Consider the following 21976-nt stretch of genomic DNA (forward strand, 5'->3'; position numbering starts at 1 on the left):
GGGCAATGTCCCATGTCTTACAGGTACCTGCATGAGCCTGAGCGCCACCGCCACCCTTGACGAATCCGAGCGCCAACGCGCCCTCGACGCGCTGCATATCGTGGGCAGCCTGCCCGAACCGGCCTACGACGACATCGTGAAAGTGGCCGCCGCCGTGTGTGGCACACCCATGGCGCTGGTCACGCTGATCGACCGCGACCGCCAGTGGTTCAAGGCACGCACGGGTGTGGAAGGCCTGCAGACCGAACGCAACCTGGCCGTGTGCGACCACGCCATCCGCCAGCCAAATGAGCTGTTGGAAGTCGGCGACCTTTCCAGTGATGTACGCTTCGCCCACAACCCACTTCTGCAGGACCTCGGGGCGCGCTTCTACGCCGGCATGCCGTTGGTGACCGACGAAGGTGCCGCGGTCGGCGCGGTCTGCGTGCTGGACATGAATCCCCGTGAGCTCAACCCGACCCAGCGCGAAGCCCTGCAGGCCCTGGCGCGCCTGACCATGACCCTGATGGAGGGTCGCGGCCGCGAACGCGAGCAGCAGGTAGCGGAGATTCTCGACAAGGGCGTGGCCGAAGAAGCCGCCGCCGCGCCCGACGCCGCAGGCGCCTACAGCGTCGTCATCCTGGAAGTGCAGGATCTCACCGAGCTGACCCAGCGGCTGGGCGAACGCACGCTGGAACGCCAGCTGCAGCACCTCGACCAATCGCTGGAACAGTGCCTGCAGCCGCAGCGGGGCGACAGCATCAACCGCGTCAGCGGCAGCGGCGAATTCATCGCGGTGCTTGGCAGCAGCGATGTCGAAGAGACCCTCACCCGGTTCAAGCAGGTCGCCCGCGAAGCCAACCAGAATGCAGGGGCCACCCTGCTGCTGGGTGCGGCCTATACCAGCACCGGCGAATCCACCACCGCCGTGTTCCTCCGGGCCGACCAAGCCCTGAGTGCTGCCAAAGACGCCTTGCGCTGATCCCACTTCAACGCAGCTACAACAACGGCGAGGTGATCAATCACCGCGCCGTTGTCATTTACGCCAAGCGGTCTATCAGTCCCCGCGTGGCAGCTTCTTAGCCCACATGTTATCGACCAGGTTCGGGTAAGCGCGCCCATTCTCATCAGCACGCTGCTTGGCCGCCTCCTTCTGCGAAGCAGAAAGCGGCTGTCCCTTCTTCCCCTTGGGATTGGGCTTCTCCCAAGGCGGCTTGGCAGTCTTACGCATACCAGACTCTCTACTGTGCACGGCAAACCCGCGTAGCGACACGCCACGCGTGTCCCAAGCAGCCCCAACCGCAGCCGAAGATCACCGCGCCAGGAAAGCAACCAACGCCGCATTGAACTGCTCCGGATGACTCGCATTACACCCATGCGGCGCATCCTCAATCAACGAGAGCTCACTATGCGCAATCGCCGCACGTGTACGCGCCCCGGACCCTTCAAACGGCACCGTACCATCGCTGTCACCATGCAGCACCAGTGTAGGCACCTTCACCTTCTTCAGATCCTCGCGGAAATCCGTGGTGCCAAACGCCTTCATGCACCCCAGCGCAGCCGTCTGGTCCGACTGCTTGCACAGCGCGATCGCCTCCTGCCGCTGTTTCTCGGTGACCTTCAACTCACCGTTGGCGCTGAAGAAGTCGGTGGTGAACCCGTCAAAGAACTCATCCCGATGGTTCTCGAGCCCCAACCGCATCTGCTCGGCCTTCTCCTCGGTAAGCGGCCCTTCGGGGTTGTCAGCAGTCTTCAGCATGTACGGCGGCACCGCGGCGGCAAACACCACGCTACGCAGCCGCTCCTCGCCATGCCGCGCGATGTAGCGCGCCACCTCGCCGCCGCCCATCGAGAACCCCACAAGCGTGGCATCGCGCAGGTCCAGGTCATTCAGCACCCCGGCAAGATCGTCGGCCAGCGTGTCGTACTCGTAGCCATCGGCCAGCTTGTCCGAACGCCCGAATCCGCGACGGTCATACGCCACCACCCGGTAACCCGCCGCCTTCAGCACCGGCACCTGCGCCTTCCAGGACTCGGCCGACAGCGGCCAGCCATGGATCAGAACCACAGGGCGACCGGTACCGCCGGTGTCTTCAACGTGCAGGCGAACGCGTGATGCAGTCATGGGTAGCTCCGGATCTTCTTGTATGGAAGAGCCGATGCTAAGGACCGGAACAGACGAAAGCCGTGAACATTTCAGCGACAGCGCTGACACGGTGTGCACACCCCTACTGCCGCCATTGTCCGCTCTGATGCGCCGGGCTTCCTCGCGGACCGGGGTGCCTCATCGGCACCGGCGGTAAGTTCGTGCGGACTCGCCACTGGTAATGGTCAGATGCTCGTTCTTGAGCACGTAGACCTCTTCCATAACCAAGCCGGGAGCTATGCTGGATTCGGTCGAAATCACCCAGGCGCTCGGCACCTGTGAGACTCGAGTAACACGCCTTGGCGTGTCCACGCTCTCGTAACCGATCAACCGCTCTCTTTCGATGGTAATCGGTGTGTCCGAATCAGGGTGAAGAGGAAGCTTGCAGGCAGCTGGGCCGACGTCCCAGGCGCCGCGAAGTGGCTCGGGGAATTCCACTGGCACTGCGGCGCCTACAGGCGTGCAGCATGCAATGAGAGAGAGCACCGCTATTCCAACCACTGGCACGAAGGGTCTGTAGCCCCACTTGCCACCTAAGACGTTCTTCATTTTTCAGCCCATCACACGACTGGGTTGCTGCGCTTCCAGAGCCAGCGTCTCGTTCTGAACATTTTCTTGGGCGCGCGCATCAGCGCCCTCAGAGAGCCGCCTCAAGGAGTCCTGTACTGGCATCTGGAGCGCTTCTGCAGTGGACATTTGCGCTCGACGGTGCGCTGGATCGCCAGGCTCTCCCTGAACCACAAACACGTTCTCGCCCGGCCGGCTGGTGGGAGTCGCTTCACTCAGCATCATGTGGTCAATGCGACTGAAGCCTTGGTCCATCGCCAGACATGCTGCGCTGGCTGCCATGCACTCGCTGTTGCTGTCGTACTCCCGGCCGAGTCGCCCCTCTAGACGCTGCATGGCTTCCCGAGCCTGCGCGAGCAGAGGCTCCCTGTCACCTACGCCGGAAACTGCATCTCTGGACTGCCCAAGAGGTGGCAGATAGGGAGGGAGGTCAAGTGCCTCACCAGGGTTAAGCGCGGGGGGAAGCATCGGCGGCGCGATCGTCCGAACAGTGGCCGGATCCAGGTCGCCGGTGGCCTCAAGTCCATTCGCCTGCTGGTAGTTGATCACCGCCCGCTGCATGCTCAGTCTATAGACGCCGTCTTCAACCAAGGGCGCGTTGCCGATTCCCCGATATCCTTCCTCGTTGAGCCGCTGTTGAATCATTAGCACCGTCTGCGATGACTCTCCTAGACGCACAGTGCCGTCGTCGACTACCGGCCGGGCCGGGATTCCGGCTTCCCGCCGCGCTGGATCCATGGACAGACGCCCACTTACCAGATCTTCAACGTAGTTCTCGTACTGCCTGTAGTAGCGCGTATCCACTTCCATGTGCACGTGAATGGCGCCAGTAGCCTGCTTGTTCTGCACGCCCAAGGCCTGCCCGTACTCAATGACGTCATTCTTCTGTACCAGCAGCGGTGCCATATGCCGAACACGGGCAATGACTTCGCCACCCTGGCTGTCGAGTATGTCGACCAGCCCCGACGTCGCGTCCGCGCGCCCGACCACCCCGGCCACAGGTGAGGGCACGTCGACCGATCGCGATGCGGCCCCGGTGGCCATCCGGGAGTCCTCCAGCATGAAGTCCTTCTTCAGCAGGACCTGGTCTTCGCTCAAACCGTAGCTACGTGCAGCCGTACGAACTTCGATCTCCTGGATCTCTCCACCCACTACACCAAACGAGCGCCCGGCCTGGCCTCCGGTCACAACGCCATCCTGCAGGCTTGCGGCACGGTTGGTCTGCGGGTGGTGGGTCACCAGCGCGTCGAAATCTTCAACGGCACCATTGCGAGGTCCCCCTGCCTGCGACCACTCCAGCTGGATCACCCTGTACGGCGTGAGCGCGTTCTGTTCCTGTCCAGCCATGTAGACACTCCTTGTCAGTCGCGAAGGTTGGTTGCCCGGGTAAGCACCCAGCACCCTTGCCGGCGTGCGAAGCTGTACGTGTCAGCTTCATATTCCATACCGAATGTCACGTTGTAACCGCCCCCCTCACTCGGCTCAATCTGAACCGGCGCATTGAACGTACCGGCCACCATGGATTTCAGTGCCACTGGATCGTGGCTGACGTCCTCGGGGACGAAGAGGTCAAATTGCTTGAGGTGGCGGTAGGGAAACAGACGCATCCGCGCGTCACCCGTCTTCAGTTCAACCTGCGTAGCGGGCTGCCCCTCAACGTCGTCGCGCACAGTGTGCGTAGGCACCTCATACTCCAACGGATCGGCCGTAAACCGTTGCCGCACCTTGGCGGACGCCGGATCCGAGAACTGGCGAAGGAATGGGGCGAACTCTGACGATGGGCAGCTGACCGCAGGGGGCGCTGCTGAAGCGCATGCAGAGAGTCCCAGGCACAAGATCAGAAGCAGCCCTTCTCGATACCTTCCGTATCCCTGCTCTGCGTAAAGCGGCTTCATGACAGTTCCTTCTTCTGATTCAGAACATCCTATCCATCGCACGGTGGAGTGCTAGCTTGGTCGGCAAAAATAGGGAAAACCCTACTCCAGGCCTTGCGTCCGGTCACACTTCCGGCTCCCCCTCCGCCGCCTTCTCCCGATTCATCTTCTTATACGCAGTCCCCCAGTCCCGCATCGCCAGCAGCACCGGCACCAGCGTCTGCCCCAACTCCGAAAGCCGATACTCCACCTTCGGCGGCACCTCCGGGTACACGTGCCGCACCACCACGCCGTCGGCCTCCAGCTCGCGGAGCTGGCTGGTCAGCATCGACTGCGTTGCATTGGGAATCAGCCGGGTCAGTTCCATGAACCGCTTGGTGCCGGGCACCAGATAGAACAGGATCACCGGCTTCCACGTGCCGCCCATCACCGAGAGCGTGGCCTCCACGCTGCAACCGGTCTTGCCATACACGCGCCGCGCCATTGCTGGATACTCCTGAAAACCGTAGTAGCTATGGAAATGCATAGTTCTTGTGGCAACCACGGCACGACCATAGCATGCAGGTCATACCCCCACAGGTGAGGCACGCCCATGACATTCAACGCACTGCTGGCCAGCAAAGACGGCGACCAGGTTTACACCCGATTGGTGAACTTCGACGAAGCAGACCTTCACGAAGGCGACGTGCTGGTGCAGGTGGAGTACTCCACCCTGAACTACAAAGACTCGCTGGCGATGACCAACCGCTCGCCGGTGATCCGCAATTTCCCACTCATTCCCGGCATTGACCTGGCTGGCACCGTGCTCGAGTCCACCAACGCCGGCTTCCACAAGGGCGACCGCGTGGTGCTCAACGGCTACGGCCTAAGCCAGACCCACCACGGCGGCCTGGCCCAGCGCGCGCGCGTACCGGGCGAGTGGCTGGTGAAGCTGCCCGACAGCATCAGCAGCAAGGACGCCATGGCCATCGGCACCGCCGGCTACACCGCCATGCTGTGCGTGCTGGCGCTGGAGCACGGCGGCGTAAAGCCGGAGCACGGCGACATCCTGGTGACCGGCGCCAACGGCGGCGTGGGCTCCATCGCGCTGGCGATCCTTTCCAAGCTCGGCTACCGCACCGTGGCCTCCACCGGCCGCCCCGAGCACGCGCAGTACCTCAAAGACCTGGGCGCCGACGAACTCATCGACCGCGCCACGCTGGCAGAACTGCGCACGCGTGGACTGGATGCCGAGCGCTGGGCAGGCGTGGTGGATGTGGCCGGCAGCCACACCTTGGCCAATGCGCTGGCGCAGACCAAATACCGTGGCGTGGTGGCCGCCGCCGGGCTGGCGCAGGGCGTGGACCTCACCACCTCCGTGCTGCCCTTCATCCTGCGCAACGTGACCTTGGCCGGCATTGATTCGGTGCAGGCGCCGCATGAAGTGCGTGCGGAGGCGTGGAAGCGGCTTGCTACCGATCTGGATCTTGGAAAGTTGGCCAGCACGGTAGAAGTGATTGGACTGGAGAAGGTGCTGGAAGTGTTCCCGGATTTTCTCGAAGGCAAAGTGCGCGGCCGCCTGGTGGTGGACGTAAACGCCTGAGCAAGCAGCCAACAATCACAGGGCGCCCATACCGGGCGCCCTGTGCAACACTAAACCAGCAGCACACCCGGTAGGGTCGCACCCCAGTCGACCGCACGTAGCGCCCCAACACCTGGTAGGGCATGACCAAAAAACGAAGGCGCATCACCCCAGGCAACCAAGGAGCCCAACAGGTGACAAAGGCTAAAGGACTAGCACTACTGATCAGCACCGCAGCACTCGTCTCGGCATGCTCCATTCCAGCCCTGGCGTCTCCCACTCTGCCAGACCCAACGTCCCCAGACGTACGCGAACAGATCCTGCAACTTCTCCAAGAACGCGCCCTGTACCGCGACCGGATCGACTGGCCCGCAGTGCGACAGCAGTTCCAAGCGGCCAAGGGCACGCCCGAAGCAGACGTAATTGTCGACAAGACCATCGCCGGCAGCACAGGCAACCACGGCCGTTGGATCCGCGCATCTACGGTCGCCAAAGCGTCCAGCCCGCAGGCCGCCACGCGAGCAGGCGCGCCTCAGCGAGCGGGCGCAGGAATGGATGCGTCCAACTCGACCCCAGACCCGGATCGCACAAACGACCCCATCGGCTGGATATCCATCCCACGCTTCATGGATTTTTCGAGGCCAGACGGAGCAGCGCGCTATCATCGACGCCTCGCCTTCGCCCGGCAACTGCAGTCGCAGCTTCGCACTGAAGATGAACATGACCGCTGCGGCTGGATCGTAGACCTGCGACAGAACAGTGGCGGCAACATGTGGCCCATGCTTGTCGGCGTTTCCCCGTTGCTGTCCACCGACCCGAAGCACAGGGAAGTCATAGGCGCCTTCAGTGCAGGCGAAACGCATGAGCTCTGGAGCCTGGATTCCGGGCTCGTCCTGCTCGGTGAGCGCGCCCCCGTAGCGCTCGACACACCCAACTATGTTCTGCGCCACCCAGCCCCGCCCGTGGCCGTTCTCATTGGCCCCAAGACGGGAAGCTCCGGCGAAGCTGTGGCGCTCGCATTCCGCGGCAGGCCGGCTACGCGCAGCTTTGGTCAGGAAACCGCCGGGTTCTCCACGGCGAACAGGCAAACCCCGCTGCAGGACGGCAGCATACTGCTGCTGACGGGCTCGGTGTCGGTTGATCGGAACTTGAAGGGGGATGGCGGGAAGCTCAAGCCGGACATCAGTGTTGGAAGCACAGGAGACGCAGCGAGTGCGGCACGCAGCTGGTTAATGAATCAACCAGGATGCCTAGCCGCCCGGTTGAAGCAGCTTTCGCAACGAGATTAAGCCGTGCTCCAACGAACCACCTCAAGTCTCACGCATCCGGAGGTCCTAGATGAAGAGATGCGCGACCGGTTGGTTGCATGCGCAAGTGTGTCATCGAAAGCAGCGAATGCACTCAGCGGCTCCCTTCGCCGCTGAGTGACCTAGGTAGGAGAAGAGGACAGAGCCTTCGCCCGTTAGCCTTCAACTATGGAAGGTTCATCCAGCTCAATCGTTTCGATCTGCTGGGCAGATTCATGAACCCCGAACTCCGCGAGCTTTTTGACCACGGAGCGGTAACGCAGCTCAATGAACTCGTTGTAGTTGGCCGTGGTCTTGTCCGGCAAAGACATTACCGCGATCGCGTCGTCTGAAATGAGCTGGTCATGATAGGACCGGCCTAATGGATACTTGGACAGCTGAATCTGGTTCTTCGGATCAAAGTTCAACCAATCTGCATTGGTATCGGCAGCCAGCATCATAGTGTTAAGCGCCACATTGGTATCCATCCCGCCTTTCCTATAGTCCGATATTCCTTTCGGCGCCCATCGTGTTGGAAAAATGTGATGGATCTGAGCCAAGGAGGCACCATCACGGAAGCCGATGTGGCCTCCCAGAACAGGGTCCGAAGGATTTGAAGAATTGATCAGGCAGAGCAGCAACCTGCCGAGTGCACCGCTAGGGCTGGCGTTCTTGAAGCTGGGGGTAACTACCGTCGTCGACACCCACTTTGGCTCCGCCCCGCCCTTCACCCACTCCTCAACCTCGTTGGCGTCGCGCTCCTGCTTATTATGGACGCCCTCTTGGTAACGCTGACTTACGGCGGCAGCGACAAACCACCGCCGCAGCTTCTCTCGTGCCACACCGGACTCCGCGTTAGAAAGCTTCATTTCAGCCATTCGATGGTAAACCACCGCCATAGGCGCAAATATCGCGTCATAAGGAGTGAGCTTGCTGGTTACGTCAAGCCCCAACCCAACATTCAGGGTCAAGAATTTTCCAACCTCATCCAAGCACTTCGCTGCCATTTCCTTGTAGCGATTGTAATTAGGCGGCTCGATGTTTTTGGGCAAGTCTGCCTTCTTTGGCGACTTTCCCGAAAGAAGCGCAACCACTTGAAGCAGCACTTCGCCGTTGCGATCCATGTTTGCGTAGTAGCGATACTTCTGCTTGAAGGCGTCCACATCGTCCTCAAGATTGATGCCATTCGGATACAGAATCGCAACAACAAGCTCAAAAGGAGTTAGCAATTTTCCTGAGCTATTGATTGTGGAAAAGACCTTACTAATCGAGGCAAGGTCAAACTCTGCCCCGAGCTCGATTACCGGTACTTGTATGTTCACGTTGGGTGCGAGATGGACCCGCACGAGCTTCCTTATGATTTCCCTTGTACGCTTGTCGCAGGTATCGAGGAGCTCATCTAACTGAGCTTGTCGCTCCTGAGTCAGGTACGCCGTCCATACCAGATTCGACTTAACCAAGTGGAAATTTCGATCCGGCCTATGCGCCTTTGCAACGAGGTACTCCGAGTCTAGATCCACATCTTCAGCAAACCTGGCGACCTGATCAGCGTCATCCAAGTTTACTTTCGCTTCCGTCAGGAGCTGCTCTAGTTTGTTGCAGTCGATGTAGTACTCACTTCCACCGACCTCTTCGAGGCCGAAATAGATCGATAGGCCTGCCGTTATGCGCTGCTGCCCATCAAGAACGAGACTCTCTTGATTGACGTTCCCAGCGGCCACCTTTCCTGCTCCGTGAAAAGGTCGTGGCGCCAGCTTCGCCCCTTCCGGCGAAGAAAGGAACAAGAATGCTCCTATTGGGTACTCCAAACGCAGGGATTCGTAGAGCGACATTACCTGCCGCGTACTCCACTTCCACTTCCGCTGGAAAGCGGGCAGCTGGTAGTGACCTGACTTTGCTTTTCGAAGTACCGCGCCGTAGCTTAATGCGGTTGTCTTGGTGTGCGCCATTGATGCCATCTCTCCATTGTCGGCAATCGAATGATAGCGCCTATTGCGTCACGCGGAGTCGGGCGACAAGTCCGCTCCAAGACGAACAATCTCCCCCTCTTTTGGCGGACCAAGGGTAATGGCTGGTTGGCTCAACCTCGACCAGCACCTCCACCCACCGGCCGGGGTAAGCGACGTCTCCCGGCCCTCTCAAAGGGCATTGCCTAACCGCGCATCATCCCTATAAGCCCCGCCAAGTAGCGGGAACTGGCTACATCACCGCAGATTTGGAGTGAAGGCTCAATCCACAGCATGTTGCGAACGGCGACACTGGTTTCGGAACTCCCCCTCTGGCCGGCCTCGGCTCTTTCCGCAACGGACAGAACCGAGTTGCTGCACAGGTGCAATTTTCAGTGCAAGTCTGGGGTGCCCGGTCGGCAGCTAACCTATCCCGGCACCCTATAGCCTTACAGCGCAATCCGCGCCACAGACTCCTCACTCCCCTTCTCGTCCTTGTCCCCATTCTTGATGGTCACATACAGGACGTTCTTCTTCGCATCCAGCGCCAGGCTGTTCGGGTGGGTCGGCACGTCATACGCCCCCACCTGCTTGTAGCTCTCACTGTCATACGCCGTAACCGTACCGGCTTCCCGGTTGGTCACATACAGGCGCTTGCGCGGGGCATCCAGCAGCAGCCCCAGCGGGCCGGCGTCGGTAGCGATGCTGGCCAGTTCCTTGCCCGTGGTCGGGTCCAGCACCAGCACCCGCTGACCCGGGTGCTTGGACGCGAAGCCCGGAATGCTGCTGCCCTGATACTTGCGGATCATCTCCAGGCCCTGGTCAGTCACGAACAGGCGCTTGCCGCTCGGGTCGAGGGCCAGGTTCATCGGCTGCTCGGCGCTGATGTTGAAGCGCTGCTCCACCTTGCCGCTCTCGGTGCCCACGGTAACCACTTCACCCAGCAGGTTCGAGGTGAGCACGCGCTTGTTGGCCGCATCCAGAGTCAGACCCGGCGCCTTGGCGTTGCCCAGGCCCGGAATGGTGTTGATCAGCTTCAGCGTCTTCGTGTCCACCACGAACAGCACGCTGCCCTCGCCGGAGTGGCCGGTGACGTACAGGCGGTTGTTCGGGGAATCCACCACCAGCTCGCGCAGGTCGTGGGTGTAGCCGGCCTTGCCGTCCTTGCCAACCTTCTTTTCCATCAGCTGCACGATGCCCACGGCCTTGTTGGTGGCCGTATCCACCACGGTCACCGAGGTGTCCACGGTGTTGCCCACGTACAGGCGGTTGTGGGCGTCGTCCAGCACCACGCCGAACGCCTTGCGCTCCAGCGGGATCTTGGCTTCAACGGCCAGCGAATCCGGATTCAGGCGCAGCACCTGGGAAGGACCGGCAGCATCGCCGAAGCCGCCCGAGGAGGCCACGAACAGCGCATTCTGGGTCGGGCTGAAGGCCAGCTCGTACAGGCCCTGCGCAACGGCGGTGCGCTGGACGGAGGAAGCGGCGGCGGTGGTGCCGGCCTTTTCGGCGGCAAAGGCGGAAGGGGCGCCAAGGGTCAGGCTGACGGCCAGCGCCAGAGCGGCCGAACGGAACAGGGAACGAGGGTGCATGCGAGCGTCCTTGTGAGAGGCAGAGGAAGGATCCTGGCTCGCGTGGCCGCTGGGAGGAGCGGCCAACCGCACGGTCGAAACACGTGGGAAGGCTGGCTGGCCCGGACATCTTAACAGGGGTGGCCCCGTCCCACCCTATGAGACGGCCCTGCGCCATCCTGCAGCCCCTTCGGAGGAACACCATGAACAAGATCGACGCCGACTGGCTGGAAGAACTCAACGACGCCATGCGCAGCCTGTTTGCCATCAAGGCGCACGACCCGGAACTGGATCAGCGGCTGTTGATCAGCTACTACGACCTGGAGCCCCGGGAGGCGGCGGTGGCGATCGGAAATGACTACGACCTGGATCGCAGCGAGGCGATCTGGCCGCCAGCTGGGTTGGTGTGGAATAGCTGAAGCCGGGTCTTGCGGGGCGCGAACTACTTCATCGCGTCAATGAGATTGCCAAAAAGCTTGGCGATCTCCGCGCCTTCGCTCCACAGGAGCCAGAAGGACAGCACCAATGCGAGACCATGTATGTCGCGCTTCCTGACCCTGAACGTGTAGTACCTGTTGTCTGCCATCTTTCTCGTATCTTCCTGAATCATGATCTTGCTTCCTCCTTACCGACCTTCCATCAAACGCAGAATCTCCGTGACCCTGCGCTCCAGGTTCCGCCGCTCCAGATCACTTTTCAGTATCCTTTTCACGGCGCCTTCGTAATCGTCGCTGGCACAACCCATCATCGCCAGGCACATGGTCCCCATCAATACGCTGGAAGGTCCACAGTCGTACCCCATGCGGCAGGCGGCTACCTGCCATGCTTCGCTGGCTTGATCTCCAGTCACCAGTTCGCCTGCGGGCCCGCTGAACCCGGCCGGGAAGTTTCTAAACAACGTGCTACCCATGGCAAACACGGCAGCAGGATCATTTGAGCCGAGTACTTCTTCTATCAGACTGGCAGACTCCGCCGCGCCTACGCTCTTCTTGTTCAAGGCGTTGTCCGTCAACCGGGCGGCCAGGTCGCCGTTCTCGGCCGCTTGCGCGTACCAGCCACGAATGAGCTCCAGCGGCACGATGGCGCCGCCATCCACCACGTCGCACTGTGCGACACGTTCGCTAGTTGCCCGCTCCAGCCCCTGTAGTTCTGCAGGGTCGGTCATCATTCCGCCCGTGACATCCACGAAGTTGAGGAAGTGTTCGCGGTTGAAGTTGACGATGTAGCAAGACTCATACGTATCCGCCAGCAAACGCTGGGCAACGGCATCGCCTGCCTTGGCCCGCCGTTTGAGGTCCTCGAAGGTCTTCAACCTGACTGCTTCTGCGGGGCGACCTTGGCCGGTGCTGATGACCGGTCCAGCGGCCTGCAAGGCATCTGCGGCTGGAAGCTGCGCTGCTTGTTCGTTCCCACGTGGGATTTCGACTGATGCCACCGGAATGTTCCGCCACAAGACAAAGCCCGCCATCGCGGCAATCACTGCCATTCCCAGCCAGATCCAAGCCTTACTAGTCCTGGCACCAACTCCGTTTGTCATACAGCCACTCCCCCTGTGCTCAACGCGAGTGTAACCGCCACGCACTCCAGCTCACTGGCCTTTGATCAGCCCAAGTATCTCCCCCACCCTGCGTTCCAGCTCCCTCCGCTCGGCTTCGGTGCGCAGCTCCCTCGTCAGAACATGCGTGTCCATGTCTTCGCCGAAACAGCGACGAGTATCCAGGCAACTGGACACCATCACCCTGCCGGTTGGACCGCAGTCGTACCCCATTCGGCACGCCGCCACCATCCATGACCAGGTAGCCAACGCTCCGGTCGTCAGCGCCTCGGCAGGTTCGCCCGGGGTCACAGCGGCATCCTCACGAAGCGTGGCACCAAAGTAAAAGACGGCCGCAGGATCACCAGAGGCAAGCACCTCTTCCAGAAGCTGCTCGGTCTCAGCAGGGTCATAACGCTTCAGCACCTGCGCGCGAGCCATTGCGCGGGCTGCCAGGTCGCCACGCTTGGCGGCCTCGGCGTACCAGTGGCCGGCGAGGAGGGGTTCAAGCGGGCCGCCGCCATCCCCTGCGTCGCACTTTGCAATGCGTTCGCGCGTTGCCTGCTCCAGAAAACCTATCTGGCTCTTGTCACTGAGACCGCGCTTCCTCATGTCCATGGTGCTGATAAACGCGTCGCGATCCTCGTTGACGAAGTAGCAGTCGGCATGGGTTTCGGCCAGCAATCGCTGCGCCACCCGGTCGCCCGCTTCGGCTCGCTGTTTCAGGGCGTGGAACTCCTGCACGCTGTGTTCTCGTGCGAGCGACGTTTGAAGTCGCTGGGGTCCTGGCGCAGCACTGGGCAACACCTCGGCACGCGAAGTCTGCGCACGCGTATCGGCCGTTCCAAGCGCGCCACTCTGGTCCGCAGGCACCTGACGCCACAACACCAGGCCCACCAGCACAGCCACAACCCCCGCTCCCTGCCACAGCCTGGTTCTCCCAGCCATCCCCCAACTCCATTTGTGATCGTGGCCGTACCCCAATTGGGCCCGTCTCCGAGTGTACCCGCCTAAATGGCCGCCTCTACCCGGATTGCCTATAGTTCGCCTAACCCACCCGCCCCCCGCCAAGACAAGGAACCGCAATGGCACACCCCTCCCAGGAAACCGCTGTTGCCATCCTGATCGACTGCGACAACGTGCCGCCGGACATCGTGGACTTCGCGCTGCGCATGGCCGCACAGGCCGGCCGCGTAACCGTGCGCAGGGGCTACGGCAACACCACCACGCTGGGCAGGAGCTGGGAACAGGCACTGGTGCGCCAGGCCTTCACCCCCTGCCTGCAGTTCCAGTACGCCTCCAAGAAGAACACCTCCGACATCGCCCTGGCACTGGACGCCGTGGAAACGCTGTTCGACAAGCGTGCCGAGACCTTCTGCCTGGTCACCAGCGACAGCGACTTCGCCTACCTCTGCCGCAAGCTGCGCGAGCGCGGCGCCAACGTCTACATCGTGGGCGAAGCCAAAACCCCAGACGCCCTGCGCAACGCCTGCGACCGCTTCTTCGAATGGGTGCCCGACGTAGACAACGATGCCAAGACCAAGGACGTGGACACCCCGGAAGCCAAGCCGGCGGCCGCTATCCCGAAGCAGGACGCCAAGCCAGCCGCGAACGGCCCGCTACCCAAGCGCCGCCCCCGGTTCCTGGTAGAGGCCGTTGAGTTGCTGGCGTCCTCCAGCCCGGATGGCCGCGTCGCGTTGAACGCCTTGGGCCAATACCTGAAGCGTGCCGACCCTGCCTTCAGCCCCAGCGTCTACGGCCACTCGGGTCTGTTGAGCATGGTGAAGACCTACGACCTGCTCACACCGCATGAAGAAGAACACGGCAGTTGGACCGTGAGCCTGACGCCCAAGGCCGAGGCCTGAACGACAAGGGCCGGGAACACCTCCCCGGCCCTTTGCGATCTATGGCTGCTCGTCAGGCCCATCCATACCCTCCGCATACAGGTACGAGTTGCTCACCACGGTCAGGTCGATGGACTTTGGTTCGCTCGCCAGCCATACGTAGCCCATCATCATCTTCCGCAGCAAGTACGAAGGCGTCTGGTTGGTACGCCACGCTGCCGCCTGGAAGTGGTTGCGCAGGTTGTCAGCCACCTTCACCTTCATCACCACGCGCTTGTTCATCGCGGATCTCCGCTGAGAATCGGCTGGCGCGTGTCGGCTTCAACCACCGCATGGTGGATCTGGCGCTGCAGGCTCCTGGGTACGCCGGGGTGAGGCAGGATCGGGCGGCCGATGATGGAGATGGTGATGACACCTTCCGATGCGTCGATCTGGAGCTTGGAACCCACGTTGAAGCCCATCTGGCGAAGCCAGCGGCCCTGGAGCTTCATGAACGGGATCTTGGCGTCTTCTGCGAAGTCTGGGGGCGGTGTTGGTGCGGAAGCTGCGGTGGCGGCGCTTGCGGGGCGCTTAGGGGCGGGTTGGGAAGGGAGTTCGTCGTACGGCGTGTCGTCCCAGTGCGTGTGCATGTTGGACCTCCTGTAAGGATCGACCCTCGCCGGGATGACGAGGGAGTCGGGAGGTTAGAAACCGTCTAGTCGCTATCGGCGGGCGTATTTCCTCAGGAGGTGTTGTATTAGCCACCCTCCCGACGTGGGACGTCCAACATTGTGCGACTAGAGGAGTTTCTACGCTCCGGTGACGAACATGCAGCACTCGTCGAGGTATGACCATTAGTTTGTTTCTGTTGATTTCGGCGAATCGGTAGGCGCTGCCTACTGCTGTCGCAGGCAGCTCCATTCCGTCGCAGATTCTGGGATGAAGTGCACGTAATCTGCGCTCCCCTGTACGGAAAGAAGCAGATGGAACGTATCGATAGTGATTGGCTGCGCGACTTCGATGCAGCAATGCTTGTCTTTTTTGCCATCAACCATGAAGAGGCCGGTATGGATGAAAGAGAACTTGGCTGGTACGCAGATCTTCCAGCAAATGAAGCTGCACTTGCCTACGGCCGGGACTTCGACTTATGCCGAGCTGACACGTTCTGGGGCTAGCTAGGCCGCTGACGGCCCGGCCAGTCAGGCAGGTAGCGCCACTGTGTGACGCCTACGGCATACTCTCACCTTATCGGATTCCCATTTCGCTAAGGACGAGAGGAACGCTGCATGGACGACTGAACCTATGAGCAGCTCGCTGCCGCCGTTGAGGCATACCGTTGGATGCAGCAGCGGACGACTAATGGATTGGCGGTGACTAAGGCGCATGTCTACCGAGACCTCGCCTCGAAACATGGACGCACTCCCAAGGCCTGGGAGTACCGCATGCAGAACATTTCGTATGTCCTGGACCAGTCCGACGAGCAGTGGATCGAAGGCCTGAGACCCGCCAAGAATGTCGGTCCGGAGGTCACTGGGACTCTTTTGAAGCTCCTAGCTCTTGTCCCACCCACCGCAGCGTCTCCGGCCACGTCAGCCGAGCTAGAGCAACAGCGACGGCTGGTCGACAAGTCCGGGTTCTTCGTTCCGGAGAATTTCCAGGATCAACGAAATCGGGTTCTTAGGTCCATCGTCCAGCGCCAGGGTCAAAGGGAGTTTCGGATCGCCCTAATTGGGGCCTATGGCAGCAAGTGCGCCATGACAGGATGTGGTGTGGTGGATGTTCTAGAGGCCGCCCACATCCATCGCTACATGGGCAAGGATACGAACATAGTCTCGAACGGACTACTGCTCCGCGCAGATGTTCACACTCTTTTTGACCTTAACCTCATTGCCGTCGAAGCGTCCACAATGCGGATATGCATCGCTCCGTCACTCGCCGGTTCCAGTTACGAAAAATTGGGTGGAAGACCGTTGGCACGTCCATCTAATTCTGAATACGAAGCTGACAAGATGCGGCTTGAGATGCACCGAACTTTGTGCAAATGGTAGATATCTGGCGACGAGGAAGGAATGAGTACGTTTTCGACGGCCCATGTGCCCCGCTCGGGCGCCACTTCGCATTTCAGGACGAGTACGCAATCTGCGGTCGAACTGGCAACCTTAGTCCCGTGCCTACTTCGCAATAGCGGTGAAGCTGAGCGCTGTTGCAGTGAGGCTAGCTTAGCGAACGAAATGCCGATAGCCCGTCTGGAGAAAGAACTCACTTTGCGAAATAGCCCTGGCCAATGCCGATTGCCACGAATTAATACCGTGCGCGCCAGTTTCCGACTCCGCGCACATTTCGATCAACGGCAGCACGTTAGCTGCACTGCCGCCAGAGAGCACGCGATCGATCATTCCGGCATAGTAAGAGTAGCGACTAGCTGCCTGGACGGAGTAGCGACGCGCCAAGCCAAACGCCTCCATATGATTTCGAACTCTATCAGCCAGCTCGTCAGGCCAGCTGATAGGCTGGGAAAAATAGAATCGTGCAAATGGCTCCTCTCCGTCGACTACTTCAGCCTGCAGCCAGGCTTCAGTGGAAACGCGCGCATCCTCAAAGTATGGATGAGACGGCACGTCATCCTCCCCGAATATCTCCGCCTTTTTTTCCGTATTGCAGTCTCGGCAGGCAGGGACGAGGTTGAACGGAAGTATTGAGTAAATTGAGTACCTGCCTTTTGGCAGAAAATGATCCAATGTCTCCACAGTACCTATCCCGCAATACGGACAGATGCCATGAGCCGTCGACATCTTGATCTTGTCGTAGTACTTCCTTGCAGCCTTTCCACTGCGCGACATTTGATTTGAGTAAAGCCCCTTCATATCCCCACGCGTAGCTCTCAGCAACACGGCAATGTCATCACCTCCACGCGCATGAATGGGCGCCATGTACAACTGACTTGCCATCGCCATTTCTGCATACTTCGACTCATGCTCAGCCAACAGGTCGCTGGCTTCGCCGCAGCGAGCCCGCGCAGCAAGGTCATAAATCTCCGCGATGCACGCGTTCAGCACTTCATCCTGAGAGAAGTTCGGCCTCTGCAGAATTATCAAACTAGAGCCTCCCCATTGGCCGAATCTCAAACGCAATCATTGACATGAGTATGGACAGGCCCTCCATTCCGATTCTGTCATTGAACTCGTCTCTGATCTGTTGGAGAGACTTACCGGCGTCAACCTCTTCTTGAAGCGTTGCGTGGAACCCTGATTTTGACACCTCAAGTCCGAAGACCTCTTTTGTCAACTCTCCGACACTTTCCCCGAAGGTCTCCCGTGCAGGGCGACTTCGACGCCACTCCAGCCCAGATCGCATTATCTTCCAGACGCATATCTTTGGAACTTCCTGTACGACCACTGGTGAATGGGTAGCCACGATTGCTACGCCATTTCGGTCGTGAAGTAGCTCTGAGAGAGCGCGCGTGAACGCAGAGAGCAGTGGCGGGTGCAGATGACTCTCCGGCTCATCGAGCAGCACTAGAGTCTTCTCTTCGACGAGGTTCACTAATGCCGTTATCGTAAGAAGCACAATCTTGTGACCTGAGCTCATTCTTGCAACCTTGTTGCGCGCAGAGCGAATTGCGAGCTCTTCAGACCGCTCGTAGTCGATGGCCAGGTCACAAAGGTTCATGGCTGAAAAATTAACATCGGATTCGAGGCGATTGAGTGCCCGCAACCAACGTTCTCTCTTTGAATCCTGTGACATGCACGCCGTGTATGCTTCGATGAACTCATTGATGAGGTCGGGCTCGGACTTTAGACTAGCGTCTACAGCTCCCCCGCTCCGACCTTTCTTCAGTCCGATGTAGGCGTACTTGGGCCCACGACTAGGCTGCAAGTTGTCAGGCGGGGGTAGAAAAGGATCGAATGCACTAAAGGAAACGGACACGATTCCACTGAAGAAGTCTTCAGACGAATCAAAGCTCTCGGCCACGGCTGCACCGGTCGAGAATTGACCTGTCCTCCGCCCCTGATACTCCGAATGAACGGCGGCCACCATCCCGTTTAGAATGGTAGTCTTTCCAATTCCATTTCGTCCTATGAGCACATGAATGTTCGTTGGAGGCTTGGATCCAGCACTAATACGGAAGGCAAGATCCACGGGCGAACGGTCCGCAGCCCCAACATCGCTGTAGGAGAATATGTAATCCGTGAGGATCGCTTCACCGCGAAGCACTCGTCTGTACTGAGTAACAACCACGGCTTCGCTCACATCACGGAGAAGCGAAGTCAGGTACACATCCTCCGCCCGTGCGTCTCGTAGAAATTCCTCACTGAACGCTACGTCACGAAGACCGAGAAGAATTGCGTCGCGTTCTGCTACGGGGAGAAGACTTAGTTCCTTGTAGAACTCCACGTCTAATCCGACTGAGAACCAACCTTCAGGAAGCTCCGAAAACTCTGGCGCCATAGCGTCCTTCGTCCATCCGTGAGGTTGATTTCGGTAGCCAATTTTCACTGCTCCAAGTGAAATGTAATCACCAGTCCCTCTCATGTAGCGCAAGGTGAACTGCGTCTTATAGGAGTAGTCGTCCCACCTACTCGGCACCAGCTGCACCGCGTTGCGCGGATCGACGCCAAGACCGACACTTTCACCCGCCAGATAGAATCGCATACTCAACCCTCACTACGTTTAACATTTTTCTAGGGGCAATCATCTACCACGGCGAGGCATGCTGGGACGCGCGCAGTAATGAATCAGCCGGAGATCAAGGGATACAAGCAACTGGCTTTGCCAGAGGAATCCCTACGGAGCCGATGTTCCTCTACGAACAGAGCGGCCCGCAATCCCTGCTACTTTGGGAAGTGACTCTGGTACAACTTTTCCCCGAGCTTGCGCCAGGCGCTTGACTTGTATCTAGAGAAAGCAAATGCTGAAACGCCCTTGAAGGATTTTTCATACGACTCTGCGCTCGCTAGTTTGCCGTCGGTCAGCATCAGGCGTAGGCAGACGATTATCCCATTTATAAAGGTCGGGGTCAGTGTCCGGTCCTTTGGCGAGTCCTGAAGCTTCCACCTGGATTGATCGTCAGCTCTCTTTAATCCTATGAGAAGCTTGTTTACTTCGCCTGCGGAGTATTCAATATACTTTGACAACAACACGTCCTCCTCGACCTCTCCGGAGCGTTGCCTTTGCAGGTCCTTCAGCTTTGATTTTTCCTTATTTGTCCAAGAGGTATAAAGAGAATCGACTCCATCTAGTTTAAGCAGAGGCTTTAGACCATAACTCACAATTGATGTAGTACGGATTAGGCTAGGCGGGTCGAAGTAATTAGTCTGCAAGAATCCTTTCAATGGACCCGAAGAATTAAGCCTGTATATGACTGCCTTTGCAATTGAGGTCGTCGAATAGGGGTTCAGGATAATTTCAATACTCTGCTTCAGCTCTGATCCCGTACGCTTCTGCTTATCGTTAATCTCCAGGAACAGCTTTGCCTCGAATTTTCTCTTCTCAATTTCGCTGTAGTGCTCAGGATAAATAAGACCCGTAACCAAAAGGTTTTGCCGCCCCCTAAGCGACTTGATCTTTGCTTCAAACCTGTCACTACCTTCGTGATAGCAGAATACGCGATGCTGCCCGTCAACAATCCCGATACTATTGGGAACGTCCGGAACGATAATGTTCGCATTTCGCACCTTCGTTATCTCGGAGGCATTTAAGTTCTTTGTAGGATGCTGAGGATTGTTTAAGGCAGTATCGCTTGGGAGCGTGACAATGATGTTGTTGACGAAGACGCGCTCCTCCGTAGTAAGGTAGCGCCTCATTTGGCTCATACGCCCCTTTTGCAGAACTCGCTGGTACATTCCTTCAGGATCACGCCAGCTATCTCGACGAAGAACGTATGCCATCTTCAGAAGAGTGCCTGGATCCGCGTAGAAGGAAACAACCTTGAAGCCCTCAGGGAAACTGCTAAACGACTCGGGCAGCACGTGCCCTTCGAACTTTCCTAGAGAACTTCCGGACTTGAGAACGCCTTCCGCTATGTCCGACCCTGAGAGTCCAAGGTAACTGAACAACTCGTACCTCGCACTGTGGTGGATCGCCTTAGATAGTGATTGAAAGTACCTGAGCTTCGCGCCATCCAGGAATCGTATAGACTTTAGACCTGCTTCATACTCGTCAGAAACGCCGGCGATGGAGAAGTAGCAGATGAAGACTCTGTAGTCAGTGCTCTTATAGTTTTTTTCAGCAAAATGTCGGCCGAGATCAGGAAACGTCTGCGCCGCGAACTCCATCCAACAAGGCTGATTCGCGGCGACCTTGTTGTAGAGCATTGACTTTTTGCTTACATGCCCCGAAGTATCGGTACCGACCGTGTACTCCGCCATGATTAGGACGTTCTCGTATACAAACGCCTCGTCAAACTCACCTGTCCTTCCCTCAAAAGTGAAGTGGACACCGTCAGTTTTAATTCGGTCGAAGCCGAATCTTGCGAACAAGCTTCGAACCCCGTTGCGCTGGGATCTTTTTGCACGCTCCTGGACAGTTAGCACCTTTTTGCCTGAAGCTTTATTGCCTTTTTTTACTTTTTTTGCCATCGTTGAAGTCGAGCTCTTCTTCGCCACTGGCGTTTTGACAGCCTTTGCTATTGCCATATTTCATCCCCTGAAATGATCCGGCTTCTTCGCGACAGCATCCGTTGGCTTCGGCACGTGAATAGGTTGATGGAATGGGCGGTAGCTTGCCGTTCCCTCTCTCGCAGAGCGAACCCTCTCTCTCGCAACTTTCACATACGACGCAACGATCTCGCTCCCGACGAAGCGTCGCCCTTCCAACGCTGCCGCAACGCCTGTAGATCCAACCCCCATGAAGGGATCAAATACAATCCCGCCCGGCGCTGATAGTGCCCTTATGAAGGCCTGCGGTAATGCGACTGGGAACTGGCAAGGATGATGCGTTTTCTCTTGGTGCCCACCCTTAACGTTCGGAATTGCCCAAACATCACCGGGATTCTTACCGAGGGGGTTCCCGCTCAGCTCGCCTTTTCTAGGTCCTCTATATGATCTTTTCCCGGGATATTTCTGGGGCACCCGTACTGCATCCAGATCGAAATTTGGCTCGCCCTTGGAATACCAGAGAACAGTCTCATGCCTTCCACTGAATCTCTTCTTAGCGTGAAGGCCGTGATCGAAAGTCCACACGATTCGATTGCGAAGTCGCATTCCTTCGATCTTTGAGAATATTTCGTGCGCCAGGAAGTCTAGCGGCGTGACGACCCCGTTCTTGACGTGGTATCCAACCTGCCAGCAAATTGATCCTCCAGGCTTAAGCGCTCTGCACAATTGAGGCAGCAGTAGCTCATGGCTTTGGATGAAGTCGTCGACCGACGTACTGCTTTCGTAGTCCTTTCCCATGCAGTACGGGGGAGAAGAAAAGATCAAGTCGATAGATTCGTCCGCAAGTGCATCTACGAGCGTGAACGCGCTGCCTTTGTAGAACACGTCATTGTGTTCGCTACTCGCCAACTGTTCGGCAACCGCTTTTGCCGATCGTGGCGTAATGGAACTGTCCATAACCTCCCCTGTCTGGAGCACCATACGGTCGTTATATTTTGAAAGTGTGAAAAAATCAAGCCGAGGCGCCCAGCGGTCAAACGTTGGGTCTGATGTAAAAAGGGCGACCCGTGGGTCGCCCTTTCCGTTCATGTGT

The 21976-nt window shown here is 58.7% G+C and carries 23 protein-coding genes; 7 read left to right on the plus strand and 16 right to left on the minus strand.

Annotated features, from left to right (window positions below; all coding sequences use genetic code 11):
* The first annotated feature begins 31 nt into the window (after positions 1-31).
* On the plus strand, positions 32-961 hold the full coding sequence (locus C2U58_RS15000; protein WP_102946582.1) for a GAF domain-containing protein: 930 nt from the start codon (positions 32-34) through the stop codon (positions 959-961).
* A 75-nt stretch (positions 962-1036) separates the two neighbouring features.
* Here the strand turns inward: C2U58_RS15000 and C2U58_RS20085 are convergent, their stop codons facing one another.
* From C2U58_RS20085 to C2U58_RS15020, 5 genes are all read right to left on the minus strand, one after another.
* Positions 1037-1210: a hypothetical protein gene (locus C2U58_RS20085; protein WP_172448155.1), complete on the minus strand. Its 174-nt coding sequence runs from the start codon at positions 1208-1210 to the stop codon at positions 1037-1039.
* Between the two features lie 81 nt (positions 1211-1291).
* Positions 1292-2104 carry an alpha/beta hydrolase gene (locus tag C2U58_RS15005; RefSeq protein WP_102946583.1) on the minus strand — a complete coding sequence of 271 codons (813 nt, stop codon included), beginning with the start codon at positions 2102-2104 and terminating at the stop codon, positions 1292-1294.
* Between the two features lie 573 nt (positions 2105-2677).
* Entirely contained in the window at positions 2678-4039 is a 1362-nt protein-coding gene (locus C2U58_RS20090; RefSeq protein ID WP_172448156.1) for a peptidoglycan-binding domain-containing protein, read from the minus strand.
* 14 nt (positions 4040-4053) lie between these two features.
* On the minus strand, positions 4054-4587 hold the full coding sequence (locus tag C2U58_RS15015; protein ID WP_253256749.1) for a hypothetical protein: 534 nt from the start codon (positions 4585-4587) through the stop codon (positions 4054-4056).
* 103 nt (positions 4588-4690) lie between these two features.
* Positions 4691-5050, minus strand: coding sequence for a helix-turn-helix domain-containing protein (locus C2U58_RS15020; protein WP_102946584.1), 360 nt, complete (start codon positions 5048-5050; stop codon positions 4691-4693).
* Between the two features lie 108 nt (positions 5051-5158).
* On the opposite strand from C2U58_RS15020, the gene C2U58_RS15025 reads away from it, so the two are divergent.
* Together C2U58_RS15025 and C2U58_RS15030 are read left to right on the plus strand one after the other, a co-directional pair.
* Positions 5159-6148, plus strand: coding sequence for an MDR family oxidoreductase (locus tag C2U58_RS15025; protein WP_102946585.1), 990 nt, complete (start codon positions 5159-5161; stop codon positions 6146-6148).
* 122 nt (positions 6149-6270) lie between these two features.
* Positions 6271-7416, plus strand: coding sequence for a S41 family peptidase (locus C2U58_RS15030; RefSeq protein WP_102946586.1), 1146 nt, complete (start codon positions 6271-6273; stop codon positions 7414-7416).
* A 173-nt stretch (positions 7417-7589) separates the two neighbouring features.
* Here the strand turns inward: C2U58_RS15030 and C2U58_RS15035 are convergent, their stop codons facing one another.
* Positions 7590-9362 carry a DUF262 domain-containing protein gene (locus C2U58_RS15035; protein ID WP_172448158.1) on the minus strand — a complete coding sequence of 591 codons (1773 nt, stop codon included), beginning with the start codon at positions 9360-9362 and terminating at the stop codon, positions 7590-7592.
* Positions 9363-9808: 446 nt separating this feature from the next.
* Positions 9809-10951: a YncE family protein gene (locus C2U58_RS15040; protein ID WP_102946588.1), complete on the minus strand. Its 1143-nt coding sequence runs from the start codon at positions 10949-10951 to the stop codon at positions 9809-9811.
* 182 nt (positions 10952-11133) lie between these two features.
* Between C2U58_RS15040 and C2U58_RS15045 the strand changes: the two genes are divergently transcribed.
* Positions 11134-11349, plus strand: coding sequence for a hypothetical protein (locus tag C2U58_RS15045; protein ID WP_102946589.1), 216 nt, complete (start codon positions 11134-11136; stop codon positions 11347-11349).
* Between the two features lie 23 nt (positions 11350-11372).
* Here C2U58_RS15045 and C2U58_RS20095 read toward each other — a convergent pair whose 3' ends face one another.
* The 3 genes from C2U58_RS20095 to C2U58_RS15055 all read right to left on the minus strand — a co-directional run bounded on the left by C2U58_RS20095 (position 11373) and on the right by C2U58_RS15055 (position 13373).
* Positions 11373-11540, minus strand: a complete 168-nt coding sequence (locus tag C2U58_RS20095) for a hypothetical protein (RefSeq protein WP_172448159.1) — start codon at positions 11538-11540, stop codon at positions 11373-11375.
* 15 nt (positions 11541-11555) lie between these two features.
* Positions 11556-12416, minus strand: coding sequence for a hypothetical protein (locus C2U58_RS15050; RefSeq protein ID WP_146033475.1), 861 nt, complete (start codon positions 12414-12416; stop codon positions 11556-11558).
* Between the two features lie 102 nt (positions 12417-12518).
* Positions 12519-13373: a hypothetical protein gene (locus C2U58_RS15055; RefSeq protein ID WP_146033476.1), complete on the minus strand. Its 855-nt coding sequence runs from the start codon at positions 13371-13373 to the stop codon at positions 12519-12521.
* 176 nt (positions 13374-13549) lie between these two features.
* Between C2U58_RS15055 and C2U58_RS15060 the strand changes: the two genes are divergently transcribed.
* On the plus strand, positions 13550-14329 hold the full coding sequence (locus C2U58_RS15060) for an NYN domain-containing protein (protein ID WP_102946592.1): 780 nt from the start codon (positions 13550-13552) through the stop codon (positions 14327-14329).
* A gap of 39 nt (positions 14330-14368) precedes the next feature.
* Here the strand turns inward: C2U58_RS15060 and C2U58_RS15065 are convergent, their stop codons facing one another.
* Both C2U58_RS15065 and C2U58_RS15070 read right to left on the minus strand, forming a co-directional pair.
* The gene (locus tag C2U58_RS15065) at positions 14369-14590 is read right to left on the minus strand and encodes a hypothetical protein (protein ID WP_102946593.1); all 222 of its coding nucleotides are present in this window, start codon (positions 14588-14590) and stop codon (positions 14369-14371) included.
* Complete coding sequence (locus C2U58_RS15070; protein ID WP_102946594.1) at positions 14587-14937, minus strand: SymE family type I addiction module toxin; 351 nt, start codon at positions 14935-14937, stop codon at positions 14587-14589. The genes C2U58_RS15065 and C2U58_RS15070 overlap by 4 nt, the downstream gene beginning before the upstream one ends.
* 333 nt (positions 14938-15270) lie before the next feature.
* Between C2U58_RS15070 and C2U58_RS15075 the strand changes: the two genes are divergently transcribed.
* The gene (locus C2U58_RS15075) at positions 15271-15462 is read left to right on the plus strand and encodes a hypothetical protein (RefSeq protein ID WP_102946655.1); all 192 of its coding nucleotides are present in this window, start codon (positions 15271-15273) and stop codon (positions 15460-15462) included.
* 267 nt (positions 15463-15729) lie between these two features.
* On the plus strand, positions 15730-16335 hold the full coding sequence (locus tag C2U58_RS15080) for an HNH endonuclease (protein WP_216362406.1): 606 nt from the start codon (positions 15730-15732) through the stop codon (positions 16333-16335).
* A gap of 171 nt (positions 16336-16506) precedes the next feature.
* Here the strand turns inward: C2U58_RS15080 and C2U58_RS15085 are convergent, their stop codons facing one another.
* The 4 genes from C2U58_RS15085 to C2U58_RS15100 all read right to left on the minus strand — a co-directional run bounded on the left by C2U58_RS15085 (position 16507) and on the right by C2U58_RS15100 (position 21972).
* Positions 16507-17382 (minus strand): HNH endonuclease signature motif containing protein, encoded by an 876-nt coding sequence (locus tag C2U58_RS15085; protein ID WP_102946596.1) that lies wholly within the window; start codon positions 17380-17382, stop codon positions 16507-16509.
* Between the two features lies 1 nt (position 17383).
* Positions 17384-18940: an AAA family ATPase gene (locus tag C2U58_RS15090; RefSeq protein WP_102946597.1), complete on the minus strand. Its 1557-nt coding sequence runs from the start codon at positions 18938-18940 to the stop codon at positions 17384-17386.
* Positions 18941-19119: 179 nt separating this feature from the next.
* Entirely contained in the window at positions 19120-20922 is a 1803-nt protein-coding gene (locus tag C2U58_RS15095; RefSeq protein ID WP_102946598.1) for a DGQHR domain-containing protein, read from the minus strand.
* A 3-nt stretch (positions 20923-20925) separates the two neighbouring features.
* Positions 20926-21972: a site-specific DNA-methyltransferase gene (locus C2U58_RS15100; RefSeq protein WP_253256750.1), complete on the minus strand. Its 1047-nt coding sequence runs from the start codon at positions 21970-21972 to the stop codon at positions 20926-20928.
* Between the last annotated feature and the right edge of the window lie 4 nt (positions 21973-21976).

This window comes from Stenotrophomonas sp. VV52 (genome assembly GCF_002893095.1).
Classification (GTDB): Bacteria; Pseudomonadota; Gammaproteobacteria; order Xanthomonadales; family Xanthomonadaceae; genus Stenotrophomonas; species Stenotrophomonas aracearum.

Excerpts from the sequence above, each read along its gene's own strand:
- C2U58_RS15000 (WP_102946582.1), top strand. The coding sequence starts at position 32 with ATGAGCCTGAGCGCCACCGCCACCCTTGACGAATCCGAGCGCCAACGC.
- C2U58_RS20085 (WP_172448155.1), bottom strand. The coding sequence starts at position 1,210 with ATGCGTAAGACTGCCAAGCCGCCTTGGGAGAAGCCCAATCCCAAGGGG.
- C2U58_RS15005 (WP_102946583.1), bottom strand. The coding sequence starts at position 2,104 with ATGACTGCATCACGCGTTCGCCTGCACGTTGAAGACACCGGCGGTACC.
- C2U58_RS20090 (WP_172448156.1), bottom strand. The coding sequence starts at position 4,039 with ATGGCTGGACAGGAACAGAACGCGCTCACGCCGTACAGGGTGATCCAG.
- C2U58_RS15015 (WP_253256749.1), bottom strand. The coding sequence starts at position 4,587 with ATGAAGCCGCTTTACGCAGAGCAGGGATACGGAAGGTATCGAGAAGGG.
- C2U58_RS15020 (WP_102946584.1), bottom strand. The coding sequence starts at position 5,050 with ATGGCGCGGCGCGTGTATGGCAAGACCGGTTGCAGCGTGGAGGCCACG.
- C2U58_RS15025 (WP_102946585.1), top strand. The coding sequence starts at position 5,159 with ATGACATTCAACGCACTGCTGGCCAGCAAAGACGGCGACCAGGTTTAC.
- C2U58_RS15030 (WP_102946586.1), top strand. The coding sequence starts at position 6,271 with ATGACCAAAAAACGAAGGCGCATCACCCCAGGCAACCAAGGAGCCCAA.
- C2U58_RS15035 (WP_172448158.1), bottom strand. The coding sequence starts at position 9,362 with ATGGCGCACACCAAGACAACCGCATTAAGCTACGGCGCGGTACTTCGA.
- C2U58_RS15040 (WP_102946588.1), bottom strand. The coding sequence starts at position 10,951 with ATGCACCCTCGTTCCCTGTTCCGTTCGGCCGCTCTGGCGCTGGCCGTC.
- C2U58_RS15045 (WP_102946589.1), top strand. The coding sequence starts at position 11,134 with ATGAACAAGATCGACGCCGACTGGCTGGAAGAACTCAACGACGCCATG.
- C2U58_RS20095 (WP_172448159.1), bottom strand. The coding sequence starts at position 11,540 with ATGATTCAGGAAGATACGAGAAAGATGGCAGACAACAGGTACTACACG.
- C2U58_RS15050 (WP_146033475.1), bottom strand. The coding sequence starts at position 12,416 with ATGGCAGTGATTGCCGCGATGGCGGGCTTTGTCTTGTGGCGGAACATT.
- C2U58_RS15060 (WP_102946592.1), top strand. The coding sequence starts at position 13,550 with ATGGCACACCCCTCCCAGGAAACCGCTGTTGCCATCCTGATCGACTGC.
- C2U58_RS15065 (WP_102946593.1), bottom strand. The coding sequence starts at position 14,590 with ATGAACAAGCGCGTGGTGATGAAGGTGAAGGTGGCTGACAACCTGCGC.
- C2U58_RS15070 (WP_102946594.1), bottom strand. The coding sequence starts at position 14,937 with ATGCACACGCACTGGGACGACACGCCGTACGACGAACTCCCTTCCCAA.
- C2U58_RS15075 (WP_102946655.1), top strand. The coding sequence starts at position 15,271 with ATGGAACGTATCGATAGTGATTGGCTGCGCGACTTCGATGCAGCAATG.
- C2U58_RS15080 (WP_216362406.1), top strand. The coding sequence starts at position 15,730 with ATGCAGAACATTTCGTATGTCCTGGACCAGTCCGACGAGCAGTGGATC.
- C2U58_RS15090 (WP_102946597.1), bottom strand. The coding sequence starts at position 18,940 with ATGCGATTCTATCTGGCGGGTGAAAGTGTCGGTCTTGGCGTCGATCCG.
- C2U58_RS15095 (WP_102946598.1), bottom strand. The coding sequence starts at position 20,922 with ATGGCAATAGCAAAGGCTGTCAAAACGCCAGTGGCGAAGAAGAGCTCG.
- C2U58_RS15100 (WP_253256750.1), bottom strand. The coding sequence starts at position 21,972 with ATGAACGGAAAGGGCGACCCACGGGTCGCCCTTTTTACATCAGACCCA.